Origin of the sequence: Vibrio quintilis, assembly GCF_024529975.1 — a bacterium.
Classification (GTDB): domain Bacteria; phylum Pseudomonadota; class Gammaproteobacteria; order Enterobacterales; family Vibrionaceae; genus Vibrio; species Vibrio quintilis.
Genome location: NZ_AP024897.1, coordinates 2,111,114 through 2,127,417 on the forward strand (window position 1 = coordinate 2,111,114; position 16,304 = coordinate 2,127,417).

Here is a 16,304-nt window from a genome sequence, read left to right on the forward strand (position 1 = left end):
CAAGTACAAAAAATCATCAATATTAAATCTGTGATTCGCTCGTGCTCTTTACAAAATTCTTTCTTCGACGGAAGAAAATATAACCGAGCAATGACAATCCAATGCTGCCAAACGATGCACCTTGCCTGTCAGTTGAACTATTTTCATAGCTTCTTTGCTGAATATCGCTGTTTGTTGCACCTTCAACCGGAACCAGTTTGACAGCAACCGTTGTTTCCGTACCACCACAGGATGCATCATGGGCTATCGAGCTATATCCACCATCACATTTAATGGCTGTCGCCGCGATTACACCAGCATCATTAATATCTGAAGCCATCAAAATACGATACTGGTTATTGTTTGATGTTGCGCTGCCATCATTGGTCAAATCATCCAGCAACCAGGCCTGGTTCGAAAATACGGCCATACGTTCAGTGTCACTGCCATTGCCGTTATAAGGGTAAATAAACGCCCGTTTACGTCTTGGTTTTCCATCTTTTTCCCGGGCAGATTCAGTATCAATCTGACCAACAATTTCATTATAGTTGTTGATCGCATTGGCATGACCACCCGCCCCTGTAAATTCAAGGCTATCGGAGAAAAATGAGCCATTGAGAGATGACTCGCTGACATCTGGAACAATGAACAACCGGTTTGCCGCCGCACCACTCGCTGGCTTGCTGCCAGCCCGCTTTGCTTCACCAATTGCAACCAGATTTTTGTTGATCCCGGTTAGCACACTATTACTATAGATATAATCACCACTAATCTTCGTCCGGGCATTTTGGATAATTGTCGAAGTCCACAGCGATGCATCTGTATAATTACTTTCACTGACTTTAAATACAGTCGCATTCATATAGTTATTATCACTATCATAGGTGTTATAACCTACGCCATAAATAGTGCCGTCCTGAACGATGAAATCACGAATACTTCCCTGAGCCAGACGTTCATCTTCATCTTGTTTCCCACTTGGCCAGGACAACTGAACAACGGCACCATCACTTCCCCAGATAGCAGCTTTTGAGCTGTAATATTTACCATTGTCGTTGGTATAATTTACGGAAACACTCCCGACGGTGTATGTACCATCAGTTTTCCAGGCGCGGGATTTATCGAATGTGTCATCATCGACAGGCGCAACAGGTGACAAAGCACTTGTTGTTGCCCGGCTATCTCCAAGTGAGCTCTCGATACCAACCGGAGAAAGATCTGATGTTAAACTGTTAATGACAATATTTTTTGAATTATCATAGAAAGAACTGTTACTGCTGATAAATGCAACAGAGTTTGGGGTCGTATCTCCGGAAAGTTCCTTATACCATTCATCCCATTGTAGTTCGGCCCAGGATGAACATGTTGCATACAGCAATTCAGAAGAACAGTAAGATTTCAGATCGCTATGCGACTGCACATATGCAAAAGAATTATCCATACCAAATGGTGCTTCTTCTCTGAAAGGGATGCCATCGACGGGCTGTCCGGCCATTGTTTTCTGATAACGGGTTTCACCTGCGATAGTAAAATCATCACATGCTGTACCACCGACAGATGAAGCAAGAAAACAACTATTGTGATTGGTTGCGGAATCACTATCATCCTGAGAAGGCTGAACAGCAACACCAAATGAACTTTGGTAACTGTCAGTGATCCATGAAGGCGTTACTTCGACAACCTGATATAAATTTGCGTGTGCGTTGGTCGCAATAAAGATGGAGAAAGCTAATGTTTTGATTCTTAGGTTCGTCTGTATCATTATGAATTGCTGCCTTGTTGTAATTCTTCAAGTTCTTCCCAACGTTCAAAAGCATATTCAAGTTCACTTTCAGCCTCTTTCAGGCGATCGAGAACGGGCTGAGTATACTCTATTCCCTGAGCAAAAAATTCTGCATCATTGACTTTGTTCTGTAACACTTCAATCTCTTCTTCTAAAGATTCCAGCTTTTCCGGAAGTGACTCCAGCTCCCGTTGCAGCTTATAAGATAACTTTTTACTTTTACTGCTTTTGGCAGTATTGCTTTTCTCCGTCGCAACAGACTTCGCCTCAGGTTTTGGTTGCTGAACAGCCTGCTGTCTGCTCTCTTTCACCTGTTGACGTTGCTGCTGGGCATCATGATAACCACCAACAAACTCTTCAATATGACCGTTCCCTTCAAAAATCCAGCTGGTCAGGACTGTATTGTCGACGAAATGACGATCGTGACTGACAAGAAGCAAAGTACCCTGATAATTGGCAAGCAGATCTTCTAAAAGTTCCAGCGTTTCAATATCCAAATCATTGGTTGGTTCATCAAGCACTAATAAGTTATTTGATTTTAACAGAATTCTTGCCAGTAAAAGACGATTTTTCTCTCCACCGGAAAGCGCCTTAACCGGTGTCCTGGCCCGTTTCGGAGAAAATAAAAAGTCCTGAAGATAACTAAGTGCATGGCGTTGCCGGCCGCCAATCATAACTTCCTGCTTTCCATCAGCCAGGTTATCGATGACTGTCTTTTCAGGATCTAACTTTTCCCGGTACTGATCAAAATACGCCACTTCCAGTTTAGTTCCACAGTGTAATCTGCCGCTGGTCGGTGTGATGTCTCCCAGTAACAACTTTAGCAACGTACTTTTACCACAGCCGTTCGGACCAATAAATGCAATTCGATCTCCCCGCATGACATTGAAACTGAAATTCTCAATGATTCGGTTCCCATCAATTTCATAACAGAGGTTTTCGGCTTCAAAGACAATTTTTCCGGACCGGACGGCATCATCAACCTGAATGTTGACTTTACCCTGTACTTCCCGCCTTTCAGTCCGCTCCTGGCGAAGTTTTTTCAACGCCCTGACCCGGCCCTCATTGCGGGTCCGGCGCGCTTTGATTCCCTGCCGGATCCACACTTCCTCCTGCGCCAGCTTTTTGTCGAATTCAGCATTTTGCTGTTCTTCGACCCGCAGCAACTCTTCTTTCTCAGTCAGATAGTTTTCATAATTTCCCGGAAAAGACGCCACCCGCCCGCGATCCAAATCGATGATCCGGGTCGACATGGCCTGAATAAAGCTGCGGTCGTGGGAAATAAAGACGATAGAGCCTTTAAAGTCTTTTAAAAAGGCCTCCAGCCACTCAATCGTTGTCACGTCCAGATGGTTAGTTGGCTCATCAAGTAATAACACATCCGGATCAGAAACCAACGCTCTGGCTAAAGCAGCCTTTCGCTGCCAGCCACCAGACAAATCAGATAAAAGTGTCTCGCCATTCAGTTTCAGCGATGTGAGAACGTTCTTAATTCGATCTTCGAAACGCCAGGCACCCAGATGATCTAACTGCTCCTGAATTTTCGATAGCTTCGCAATATTTGACTCCGTCGGCTCCTGTTCTACCAGAGATAAAAGCTCCTGATAACGTTTTAATCCTGCACCAACCTCTGCCAGGCCACCAGCAACGTAATCAAATACATTGCCCGCCTGATCTCTGGGCGGATCCTGCTCCAGACGGGAAACAACAACATCCTGCGTGACCGTTAGCTTTCCATCATCAAGTAATACGCTGCCATCAAGAACTTTTAATAGTGTTGACTTCCCTGCACCATTTCGGCCGACTAAACAGACCCTCTCACTTTCCTGCAGTGAAAAATCAACATGATCAAGTAATGGATGATCCCCAAAGGCTAAATAGCCATTATGAATTGTAACAAGTGCCATATTTTTATATTCAACCAAAACTCTAGTTTAAGCCCGGACAAGCATCATAAAAGTGACCTTGTCACCGAAGCATTATTTGTGACGAATCAGCCAGCAGTTATGAATATGCTTATTCCTTTTGAAATCAGTCGGCAAAGTTTCTGAAGAGATATTTTCAGCTTTTAAACCCAGCTCATCCAAGGCTTCATGGTCCATTTTGAAATGACGTTTATTGTTCGAAAAAACAATATCACCCTTGTCTTTTAATATCCCTTTTAACTGCTTCATCAGCTGAATGTGATCCCGCTGAACATCAAACGTCGCAAGCATCCGCTTGGAATTTGAAAATGTAGGCGGATCGATAAAAATTAAATCATAACTACCTTTTGCAGACGCCAGCCATTGAAGGCAATCAGCCTGCTCATATTGATGCTGACGACCAACCTGCCCGTTCAGCGCCATATTCTCTTTGGCCCAATCAAGGTATGTTTTTGACATGTCGACCGTTGTGGTCGACTTAGCACCGCCCAAAGCTGCATGCACCGTGGCTGTGCCTGTATAAGCAAATAAGTTTAAGAAATCTTTCCCGGCCGCCATTTTTCCAAGCTGCTTCCGGGTTAATCGGTGATCAAGAAATAATCCCGTATCGAGATAGTCAAAGAGATTCACAATCAATTTGACACCATATTCATTCACTTCAAGCTTATTCGATTTAGAACCGATTTTCTGATACTGAGCGTTCCCTTTTTGCTTCTCACGTACCTTTAAAACCACCTGATTTGCCTGTAAATCTAAAACATGAATTGTGGCCCGGATTAAATCTGTCAGACGTAGTTTTGCTTTTTCCGGACTGATAGATTTAGGCGCAGCATATTCCTGAATAACAACATAATCACCGTAAAAATCAATAGCCGCATTATAATCAGGCAGGTCAGCGTCATAGATACGGAAACAATCGATATTTTCCCGTTTGGCCCAGGGCATCACTTTATTGAGATTTTTCTTCAACCGGTTTGCAAAATCAGCGGCAATGTCAGGCCCCTTATCATTCTGATTTTCGGAAGAACCACTTCGTTCACTGATTGAATAAAGTTTTAAGAGACAAGGCAGTTTGCCATTTCTCATTTTATACTGCTGTTCAGCCCGCATCCTCAGACAGCTCAGTAATTCGCCGGAACTGGAAAGAAACATCGCCTGACAACCACCAAATTCTGATTTTAGCTGGCCGCCCAGAGCAGAATAAAGTGCAATCAGTCCGGGTTCGGTGCCTAAACGCTCGCCATAAGGTGGATTTGAAATAATCATCCCCTTTTCAAACCCATCCGGCTTGTGCAGGCGGGTGACATCCTGACACTCAAAATGAATCAAATCCTCAACACCAGCCCGCCGTGCATTTTCCTTAGCCAGTTTTAAAACTTTTTCATCTGAATCATAGCCATAAACAGGAACAGAGAGTTGCTTACACCCTCTACGGGACTGTACAGTTGCCTGAGTTTTGATTTCAGCCCAGACATCGGCTTCAAAATCTTCAAGCTTTTCAAAGGCCCAACATTTTCGTTTTGCACCAGGTGCTACGCAACCAGCAATCATTGCCGCTTCAATCAGTATGGTTCCGGAGCCACACATGGGATCCATTAAAGCTGTCTGGCCATTCCAGCCACTACGGATAATCATTGCTGCCGCTAACGTTTCCCGCAAGGGCGCAATACCTGATTTAGTCCGGTAGCCTCTTGCATGAAGACTTTCCCCGACCATATCAATGCCTAAAAGTGCTTTCTCTTTATTCAGCCTGACATGAATCCGAAGATCAGGTTGATCTTTACTGATCGTTGGCCGGGGAAGGTTTTTCTTGGTAAATGCATCAACAACCGCATCTTTGACTTTCATCGCACCATACTGGCTGTTTCTGATCGCGTGGTTTGTTCCGTTGAAATCGACTACAAACTGACTTTTTGGCTGAAAAAACTTCATCCAGGGCACCGATGAGGCAGCCAGATAGAGGTCCATATCATCCTGACAATGGAACTCAGAAATGATCCGGATAAAACGGGATGTCAGGCGGCTCCACATACAACATTTATAAATTAAGTCATTTGTCGCAGTAAACTTCACGCCAGCCTGCACCGGTCTGGCATCCTGGATACCAATTTCCTGCAGTTCTGCGACCAGAAGATTTTCGAGTCCGATAGAAGTAGTTGCTAGATATTGATGCATTGATGTTCTTCATATTAAAAAAAGGCCAGCAATTATACCTGACAATCATTCCTTTGGGTAAATCAAAGCTGGTTTATTTCGCCCTCTCTCACCACGAATCTGTCTGTAAAAGCAACAGTCAGTACTTCATTGTTTGAAACTTAAACAGCTTATCTGTCCTCAACACAAAATAAATAGCGTATTCACCCTGTTCTGTCTGATATTAGCAAGAAGTAAGCGCATACTTATTCACTTCAAAATTGGTATATACCAAGCGCATTATGGTTATGTAATTCAATTACAAAACACATATAAAAGCGGAATTTTTGACGAATAATCCCCCTGTCTGATCTAAATTTAATCAGACAAGTAATAAAAATATAATCAAAATTTATTGAGGAATATCACACTAAATGCGGATCGAAATGGGATATCAGACAGTAAGCCAGGACAAAAAAAATCGGCTTGATTAAGCCGATAGGAAATAAAACAGAATATATAAACGGAACAAAATAATACTCATGGAAATCACTAACCCACAAGGGCTATCTTTTGTGAATCTGAATTCACACACTCCATCCGGTCATGCATGACTTTTATCGCCTGCCCGAATACGAGTTCTTTACCCGGAGAAAGAATAAATGCCTCAAGTTCAGCGCTTAAACATAAGCTGGCGCTTTCTCCAACCTCCAGAACGATAAACCGCCCTCTGTTGAACTGATTCGTCAACTGGACAATTTCCCCTTCCTGAGGCGTGTAATCCGTTGAGCGGGGCTCAAAAAACCAGCTTTTAGGCTGAACTGGTTTATGAAACCGCTTTGAAGCAACACAATTCAAGACCAGCTCAACCTGTCTGGGTCCGGAATAATCCAGCCCGGCCATGCTTTCGAGAAAGTGTTGATAGTCAGCTGCATCTTCAACGGTAAACTGCGAAGGAGTAAAAGCACAGGTAACAAGGACTTTTCGCGGCAGCAGCGTTCTGAAGAGGATATCTTCGCCCAAATCGAGCATCAGATGTCCCTCTTCATCACAGTAGTACCAGTTCCACTTATCACTTGGTTTAAGCATTCCTAACGGCTTCCAGAAAACGTTGATAAAAATGTAGCGACATCAGAAAAGGCTTCAATAACCTTCTCCTATAAAAGTCATTTTAAAAGGGGTCAGGCAAAAAAAAAGAGGAAACGATATCTCATTTCCTCTCATATAATTCAATGTAATTCAGTGTATTAATCGATGATCTTTATAGGTTTTTAACAATATCCCTTACTAGACCAGGTCCATGGTAGATAAAACCAGAGTACACCTGCACCAGTTTTGCCCCGGCCATCATCTTTTCTTTCGCTGATACAAAAGAATCTATTCCACCAACACCGATAATTGGGATCTGCTCTCCTAAGACCTGATGCATCTGTCTGATAACCTCGGTGCTTCTTGACTGTAAAGGTCTGCCACTCAGCCCACCGGCTTCATTTGCATGCTTCATTCCCATGACGATTGAACGGTCAAGTGTTGTATTGGTCGCGATCACACCATCGATTTGATGTTTCAGCAGAGCCTGGCATATTTGATCAAGCTCCTGATCACTCAGATCCGGTGCGATCTTCAAAGTCAGCGGCACATATTTATCATATTTAGCTGCGAGTTCACGCTGTTTTGATTTCAGTTGAGATAACAAATCATCCAAAGCTTCACCATATTGAAGCGAGCGAAGTCCCGGTGTGTTTGGCGAAGAAATATTCACAGCAATATAGCCGGCAGATGAATAAGCTTTATCCATACAGGTCAGGTAATCTTCATGCCCTTTTTCAATTGGCGTATCTTTATTCTTACCAATATTAATCCCGATGATTCCGTCATAGCTGGAATGTTCAATATTTTCGAGCAACTGATCAATTCCGAGGTTATTAAACCCCATCCGGTTAATTATCCCTTCAGCTTCAATCAACCGGAACAATCTTGGTTTATCGTTGCCCGGTTGTGGACGGGGTGTCACCGTTCCGACTTCTACAAAACCAAACCCCATTGCACCAAATGCATCAATACATTCACCATTTTTATCCAGACCAGCTGCTAACCCGACCGGATTATTAAATGTGAGTCCCATGCATTCAACAGGACGGTATGGAAGATGCTGGCGATAAAATAAATCAAAAGGAGTGCCGGTAAAACGCTTTAAATTCTTGATAGCAAGATCGTGTACTTTCTCTGCGTCTAATTGAAAAAAACCACTTCTGGCGATACGGTAAAGCATAATTGCCCCTGATAAAAAAAGCCCCATTAAATGGGGCCTTATTATTACTCATTTGACGAACAATTCAAATTTAATAGGGCTAATTCTCTCAAAGCAACTGAGAATTTTGCAAATTCATGGGCAGAACCCACTTTAAATTCATTTAAAATATTCTCCCAGCGATGCAACGCCTGTTCATTGGCTTCAATCCAGTCATCAAGACGCTTTAACTCATCAAAGGCATCATTCATACACTGACAACTCAGCACCTGAGAAGTCAGTTGCCTTTGCTGCCAGTCTAAATCCTCACGATAAGCAGCTTTCGCCAGTGCCTGCCAGTTATTTTCCACAGCCTGGTGATTGATCTGTTCAAGGAACCAGTGCAGCGACAGACGAACCCCCAGATGAAAATAAAGTTTTGCCGCCTGAAGAACAGTAATGCCTTTCTCCCGGGCAACAGAACTGATGTCCAGCGCAGAGTTCAGGCTGGACAAACGGGAAACATATCTTGCAGTCTCTTCATCAATTCCCTGATCAATCCAGCGGATCGCAATTGCATCATGATCACTGATTTCTCTGCCAATCAATACATCATTCAGATTCTCTGTTACCTGAGTGACATCAGCCTTATACAAAGACACCAGTTCTTCAACAGACTTTTTCCCCATGTGATTACGCAGTAACCAGCGCGACAAACGTCTTAACATTCGGCGAACGAAACTGATCATCTCATACTGGACTAAACTTGTAGCCTGATTATCGGCAAGTCTTATTTTTTGCAGGACATCATCAAAATTATATATGTCACGGGCAGCGCAGTAGGCATTGGTAATTTCGACGACTCCGGCCCCGGTTTCTTCCTGCAGGCGGGAAACAAAATTACATCCCATTTCATTGACCATTTGATTTGCCAGCGCAGTCGCTATCAATTCTTGTCTCAAGGGGTGACCCGGTAACAAGTCAAGGTAGTTACGACGTAACTCTGATGGGAAATATTCAACTAAATGTGCCGCATGATACGCATCATCTGTAATACGAGCTGTTGCCAGTTGTTCTTTCAGAACCATTTTTCCATAAGCAACCAATACAGACAGCTCCGGTCGGGTCAGACCAATGCCCTGTTTCTCCCGCTCAAGCAATGTTTCATCATCAGGCAGATTTTCAAGCGCCCTGTCCAGAATGTTGTTTTTCTCAAGTGCATGGATAAAACGAATCAGCTCTTTAACCGTTGTCACGCCGGCAGTTTCTGAAACTGAAAGTGATTCAGACTGACGGTATGCATCAGATAAAACAATATCACCCACTTCATCCTGCATTGACTGAAGCAGTTCATTCCGTTTTTTCATGGTGAGATCGCCATTCATCACCAATGAATTTAAAAAGATCTTAATATTGACCTCATTATCGGAACAATCCACCCCGCCAACATTATCGACAAAGTCTGTATTCACCCGGCCGCCTTTAAGTGCATATTCAATTCGCCCAAGCTGGGTCATCCCTAAATTACCGCCCTCACCAACGATCTTAGCCGACAATTCTGCACCATTAATTCTGACTGCATCATTTGCCCTGTCGCCGACATCAGTATCTGATTCCGCTGATGATTTAACATAAGTGCCTATGCCGCCATTCCATAATAAGTCAATATCCATTTTAAGAATTAAACGGATGACTTCATTTGGTGGCAATGTTTTCCGGTCTGTATTCAGCATTGATCTGATTTCAGCTGATAACGACACTGACTTTGCTTTTCTGGAGAAAACGCCACCGCCCTTGGAAATCAGAGATGTATCATAATCTTCCCACGAAGATCGCGGTAAATTAAACAGTCGTTCCCGCTCTTTCCAGCTTTTCACTGTATCCGGGTTCGGATCCAGGAATATATGCATGTGGTTAAATGCTGCTAACAACCGGGTATGTTTTGACAACAACATACCGTTACCAAATACATCGCCAGCCATGTCGCCAACTGCAGCAACAGTAAATTCTGAACGTTGACAATCTACACCCAGCTCGCGGAAATGACGTTTCACTGACTCCCATGCACCTTTTGCTGTAATTCCCATAGCTTTATGGTCATACCCATTAGAGCCACCAGAAGCAAAAGCATCTCCCAGCCAGAATCCGTACTCTTCTGAAACTGAGTTTGCCAGATCAGAGAACGTAGCTGTCCCTTTATCTGCTGCAACCACCAGATATGGATCATCAGGATCATGGCGCACAACATTTTCCGGTGGTACAACATCACCATCAATGATGTTATCCGTTAAATCCAGTAAGCCACGAATAAACTGACGATAGCAGCGTTGCCCTTCAGCAAAAATCTCATCACGCTGGCTCATCAAAGGCTGCTTTTTACAAACAAAGCCACCTTTGGCCCCAACCGGCACAATCACAGTATTTTTTACCTGCTGCGCTTTGACCAGACCTAATATTTCCGTCCGGAAATCTTCCTGCCTGTCAGACCAGCGAAGTCCGCCACGGGCAACTTTCCCGCCACGTAAGTGAACCCCTTCAATATCTGGTGAGTAAACAAATATTTCATAGGCCGGCACAGGAGCCGGAATATCAGGAATATTTTGTGGATCAAGTTTGAACGATAAACAAGGTTTTGGATTCCCGTCTTCGTCCACTTTGAAATAATTGGTCCGCAACGTCGCCTGGATCATTTCCATATAACGACGGATAATCCGATCATCATCGAGACTTTCAACATCTTCAAGCTGTTCTGAAATATTATGGATCAACTTTTCAAATAACTGATCGCGTTTTTTCAGCTGGGGATCAAACCGGGTTACGAACAGTTCAACCAGTTTAGCAGCTAACCGGGGATAATGGTTGAGCGTCTCTTCGATATAATTCTGGCTGAACGGAAAGCCAACCTGGCGCATATATCTTGCGTAAGCCCGCAAAATTGAAACTTCTCTGCCTGTCAGTGATGCTTCAAGCACTAACCGGTTAAAACCGTCATTTTCCAGACTGCCATTCCAGATGGAAGCAAAAGCCTGTTGAAAACGATCCCGGGCTTCCCGGATATCAATACCGGTATCACTGCGGTGTAACATCGAAAAATCAAGAATCCAGTATACCTGACCGCTTTTCTTTCTGACCTCATACGGTGATTCTCTGTTAACACGTAAGCCAAGTTTTTCCAGCATCGGCATCACATCAGACAAATGAATCGGTTCATCCCGGTGATATAATTTCAGCTTCACAACTTTTGAGTCCGTTGCCTCTTCCTGAGGACGGTAAAACAGCATTCCTAATTTATTTGTTTCACTCAGAGACTCCAGCCGCTCAATATCAGCCACAGCCGTACTGGACATCATGGCTTCTTTATATGATCGGGGAAATGCCTGTAAATAATCTTTCGATAAAGGTAATCCTTTGCTTTCTCCCCAGTTTGAAACGATCGCTTCCGATAAACGATCATCCCAGCTTGTTGATGCTTCCATCAAATTTTGCTCTATCGTCTTCACATCAACATCCATATTATTATTGTCGACCCGCACGATATAATGCGTTCTGGCCAGCGGACTCTCTGAAAAGTAAACCGTATACTCGACTTCCTGACCTGAATCGAAATATTCAGCCAGAATTTCCTGAGTCCGGCGTCTGAGTGCTGTGGTATGTCTGTCTTTTGAGACATAAACCATGCAACTGAAGAAGCGACCAAATGGATCCTTGCGGACAAACAGCCGTAAAAGATCCCGATCCTGCATCTGAACAACACCCGTACCCACTTCCAGTAACTGTTCTTCCGTTGCCTGAAGCAATTCATCACGCGGATAGTTTTCCAGAATATTATGCAATGCCTTATAGGCGTACGATCCAACCAGATAACCACTCGCAGAAAGGATCCGCCCCGTTTTCTCACGGATCAAGGGAATAGATTCGATCGTCTGATTGTAGACTGCCGATGTGTATAAACCGGTAAAGCGGTGTTCACCGATCACATTCCCATCCTGATCAAACTTTTTGATCCCAACGTAATCAGTATATGCCGGCCGGTGAATTCTGGATTGTGTATTTCCTTTGGTCAGGATCAACATAAAAGGCTTGGTAGCTTCAAGCCGGGCGGAATCTGAAAATTCAGATAGCTTCACACTCCGTACTCTGCGGGGCTCAGAAAATAAGCCTAACCCAGGCTCTTTAGTCGGCTGGAGCTCTAAACCCTCATCAGCTCCGGTCAGATCATATTCCTTATAACCCATAAAGGTGAAATTATGATCAACTAACCAACGTAAGTATTTGATTGTCTCTGCGAAATGTTCCGGAGCAACCGGAATGGTCTTCTGCTGGGTTTCCAGGTGCTGAATGACATGATTAAGTTGCTCAACCATAGGTTTCCAGTCTTTGACAACCAGCGAAGTATCACTCAGCACCTTGCTCAGTTCTTCACGCAGTGTTTTGATTTTTTCCTTATCGTTCAGCCTGTCAACTTCAATATGAAACATTGAATACAGAGACCCTTTCCCCTGATTAATACTTGAAATTGTATTATTTTTATTGCGGGTTGCCTGGGCTGGTCCGTGTAACATCAGGTGGCTTGCCAAATCTAATCTGGCCAACACCATCTTGATGGAATCAACCAGAAAGGGAGAATCAGGAACAACGATTTCGACAATCGTATGTGTTGACTGCCAGCCATGCTTACTGACAATCGGATTAAAAACTTTGACGGACTGGGCTGTTGGTTTCACTTCATTCAGATGATGCCATAAACTGATCACTGCACCATATAAATCAGATTCAGTCCGGTTCGTCAGATCATTTAACGATACATTTCTGAAAAGATGTTGAGCTAACTGTTTCACTACTACATATTGGTCTGATTCCAATTTCTTTTGAATTAATTCGAAGACTTTCTCTACCAAGACTGGTTGCAATGTATCATTCGATCCCATAGCAAACTCCATATTTAATTGTAATTGTTTTTGTTATCAATTCATGTAAAGCATAGTTTGAAAAACACGAATTCATTAAATTATGAAGTAATTTACCGGGACTAATCCACAACTATTCATTGAAAATGAGAGGCAGAATTGTTTGAAGAATTATTTGAAAAATTACACAGAAAATTAATCACTCATCCCTTTGTTATCCGGGATAAAAAACAATCAGATTTACAACAGTTTTTACTATCTGAGAAACTCCAGACGAATAAATTTATGATGCTCATCTGTAGTTAAACGATAGCGTCCCTTTAAACCCAGCTGAGTCAGAAATGGTCTGAAATGAACGGCGGGCAACTGTAGTTTCAGACCATGATCTGTAATGACCAAAATGGAACTTGCCTGACCCGAATAATATGAAAGGTAATCATGATAAGAGATATTCAGAGAAAAATAGTAATACTTCATAAATTATAAACAGGTGATGTCCGGGGTCTGTTCCTCCGTCACATCACCTTTCCCTAAGCTCCTGAAAAATTTTTAGATGTCTAAAGCTTTGGCGACTTTTTCATATAGATCTTTCGCAAGGTTATCCATATTTAAAAGCGTTTCCAATTCCTGTTTCATCAAAGCCTGTCTGTCTTTATCATAGCGCTTGAACTTCAGTAAAGGATCAACCATACGGGATGCAACCTGAGGATTAGTCGTATTCAGCTGCTGTAAAATTTTCCCGGCAAACTGATATCCGGAACCTGACTTATCATGGAATCTTTTTGGATTGAAATTCAAAAATGAACCAATCAAGCTTCTGATCCGATTTGGATTCTTCATGGTAAACGCTTCATGTTCCATCGAATCATAGATGACGGACAATACATCTTCTGCAGGATTTTGTCCCTGAAGATTGAACCATTTGTCCATCACTAATCCATCATGTTTCCACTGATTACTGTAGTCTTGCATCAGTGTTTCGCGGCAACTCAATCCAGCCTGATTGGCTGCAGTCATAGCAGCAATGACATCTGTCATACTCAGCGCTTTTTGATACTGATCTTGTACCAGCTCATTGCCTTCTTCCGTATACGCCAGATAAGAAAGACACGTATTTCTGAGGGCTCGTTGCCCGATTGCTTCATGCTCAATAGAATAATCTGATTGCTCAAGCTGATGATACACAGTTGAAAAATCCTGTTTTAATGCTTGTGACAGCTCAACTTTCATAGCTTTGAGTACTGTCGTGATGCTGTCGACATCCACTTCATCAAACCAGCCGGAAACTTCATTGAAATTAGGTAATGAAAGCATTTCTGCAATAAACGCCGGTTCAGCCACCTGATCCAGCAAGACTCCCCTGAATGCAGCAACCACACCCTCTGAAATGGTGATGTCCTGATTGTTTTGAACGCTTTCTACATTCTGGCGAATATATTTGCCCAATAACATCTGACCTGCATCCCAACGGGCAAAATCATTTTTAGCATGAACCATTAAGAACATTAACTCTTCATCACTATAATCGTAAGAGAGTTTGACCGGTGCTGAGAATTCACCGAGTAATGACGGAACAGGTTTTTCATAAACATTTTCAAATACAAACGTTTGTTCTGACTCAGTCACATTAAGAATATCAGAAAGATTTTTACCGTTACATTGTAACTTAATAATCTGCCCTGCTGAATCATAAAGCTCGGTTTTAAGCGGAATATGCTGGGCCTGCTTTTCTTCCTGATCAGTTGTCGGCGCAGTATGCTGCCTGACATGCAGAGAAAAACGCTTTTCTGCCTCTGAATATTCGCCGGAAACAGTCAACTCCGGCGTTCCGGACTGGCTGTACCATAATCGGAATTGTTGTAAATCAATACCGGAAGCATCTTCCATCGCAGACACAAAATCTTCACAGGTTGCAGCTGTTCCGTCATGACGTTCAAAGTACAATTTCATCCCTTTCTGGAAATTATCTTCACCCAGTAAAGTATGAATCATCCGAATGACTTCACTTCCTTTCTCATAGACGGTCAATGTATAGAAGTTATTCATTTCAATCACTTTATCCGGACGAATCGGATGTGACATCGGGGAGGCATCTTCTGCAAACTGAGGACCACGAATCAACCGGACACTTTGAATACGATTGACAGAACGAGAGCCTAAATCCGATGAAAATTCCTGGTCACGGAATACAGTCAGGCCTTCTTTCAGGCTAAGCTGGAACCAGTCACGACAAGTGACCCGGTTACCGGTCCAGTTATGAAAATATTCATGGCCGATAATAGACTCAATGTTCAGATAATCATTATCGGTCGCGGTCTGATCATTCGCCAGAACGTACTTCGAATTGAAAATATTCAACCCTTTGTTTTCCATTGCACCCATGTTGAAGAAATCAACAGCGACGACCATGTAAATATCAAGGTCATACTCAAGTCCAAAACGTTCTTCATCCCATTGCATCGCATTGATTAACGACAGCATTGCATGGGTTGCTCTTTCCCGGTTTCCTTTATCGACAAAAACTTCCAAAGTCACCTGCCGGCCTGACTTCGTCTTGTATTGTTCCTGCAATAAATCAAAATCACCGGCAACAAGAGCAAACAAGTAAGCTGGTTTCGGATGCGGATCTTGCCAGCGAACCCATGATGCACCATCTTCAGTTTCACCTTCGTCGATTTTATTCCCGTTACTCAACAGATAAGGATATTTTTCCCGATCCGCAACAACAATTGTGGTTGTATAGCGTGCAAGGACATCGGGCCGGTCCTGATAATAGGTAATCCGGCGGAAACCTTCTGCTTCACATTGAGTACAATAAGCCTGACCGGAAATATACAAACCTTCTAGTGCCGTATTGGTTGATGGGTTGATGACTGTTTCTATCCGGAGCTCAAATTTTTCTTCCGGTAGAGAAGAAAGTTCCAACCCTGTATCAGTCACTTTATAGTCTGTCCATGACTGATCATTAATATGTAAGCTAACCAGCTCCAGGTTTTCTCCGTCTAAAACTAATTGATTGGTATTTTCTAACTGACGAACCTGAGATACCGCAATCACCCGGGTCCTTTCTTCATGAAGGTAAAAGGTCAAATCAATATCGGTGATGGTATGAGAAGGCGATTGATAATCTTTACGATACTTAGCTTGAAGCTCAGATGCCATATTAAATCCTTAGCTCTTTATAATAGATTAAAACATAAACCGGAGAGGCTCCCTCTCCTCAAAATAATTCCGGATAATGTAAAGTCTCAGAAATATACCCAAACAACCTGAAGATGTAATATCCGGGATGTTTGGGTATAAAGCGAATGGCGTTTAACTCATCCAGACTTGAATATACAACCTGA

Annotated in this window: 8 protein-coding genes; all 8 read right to left on the reverse strand. The window is 42.9% G+C overall.

The features are described 5' to 3' along the window. Window positions 1–22 precede the first annotated feature (22 nt). Window positions 23–1,741, reverse strand: a complete 1,719-nt coding sequence (locus tag OC443_RS09925; protein ID WP_073582431.1) for a DUF3466 family protein — start codon at window positions 1,739–1,741, stop codon at window positions 23–25. Next, on the reverse strand, window positions 1,741–3,669 hold the full coding sequence (locus tag OC443_RS09930; protein WP_073582429.1) for an ABC transporter ATP-binding protein: 1,929 nt from the start codon (window positions 3,667–3,669) through the stop codon (window positions 1,741–1,743). Before OC443_RS09930 ends, OC443_RS09925 begins: the two co-directional genes overlap by 1 nt. 72 nt (window positions 3,670–3,741) lie before the next feature. Next, window positions 3,742–5,862, reverse strand: a complete 2,121-nt coding sequence (gene rlmKL / locus OC443_RS09935; protein WP_073582427.1) for a bifunctional 23S rRNA (guanine(2069)-N(7))-methyltransferase RlmK/23S rRNA (guanine(2445)-N(2))-methyltransferase RlmL — start codon at window positions 5,860–5,862, stop codon at window positions 3,742–3,744. A gap of 510 nt (window positions 5,863–6,372) precedes the next feature. After that, window positions 6,373–6,909: a cell division protein ZapC gene (locus OC443_RS09940; RefSeq protein WP_073582425.1), complete on the reverse strand. Its 537-nt coding sequence runs from the start codon at window positions 6,907–6,909 to the stop codon at window positions 6,373–6,375. Between the two features lie 172 nt (window positions 6,910–7,081). Continuing rightward, window positions 7,082–8,092, reverse strand: a complete 1,011-nt coding sequence (gene pyrD / locus OC443_RS09945) for a quinone-dependent dihydroorotate dehydrogenase (RefSeq protein ID WP_073582423.1) — start codon at window positions 8,090–8,092, stop codon at window positions 7,082–7,084. 44 nt (window positions 8,093–8,136) lie between these two features. After that, window positions 8,137–12,978 carry an NAD-glutamate dehydrogenase gene (locus tag OC443_RS09950; protein ID WP_073582421.1) on the reverse strand — a complete coding sequence of 1,614 codons (4,842 nt, stop codon included), beginning with the start codon at window positions 12,976–12,978 and terminating at the stop codon, window positions 8,137–8,139. A 234-nt stretch (window positions 12,979–13,212) separates the two neighbouring features. Beyond that, window positions 13,213–13,434 (reverse strand): DUF2835 domain-containing protein, encoded by a 222-nt coding sequence (locus OC443_RS09955; protein ID WP_073582419.1) that lies wholly within the window; start codon window positions 13,432–13,434, stop codon window positions 13,213–13,215. 72 nt (window positions 13,435–13,506) lie between these two features. Next, window positions 13,507–16,119, reverse strand: coding sequence for an aminopeptidase N (gene pepN / locus OC443_RS09960; RefSeq protein ID WP_073582417.1), 2,613 nt, complete (start codon window positions 16,117–16,119; stop codon window positions 13,507–13,509). Window positions 16,120–16,304: the final 185 nt, after the last annotated feature.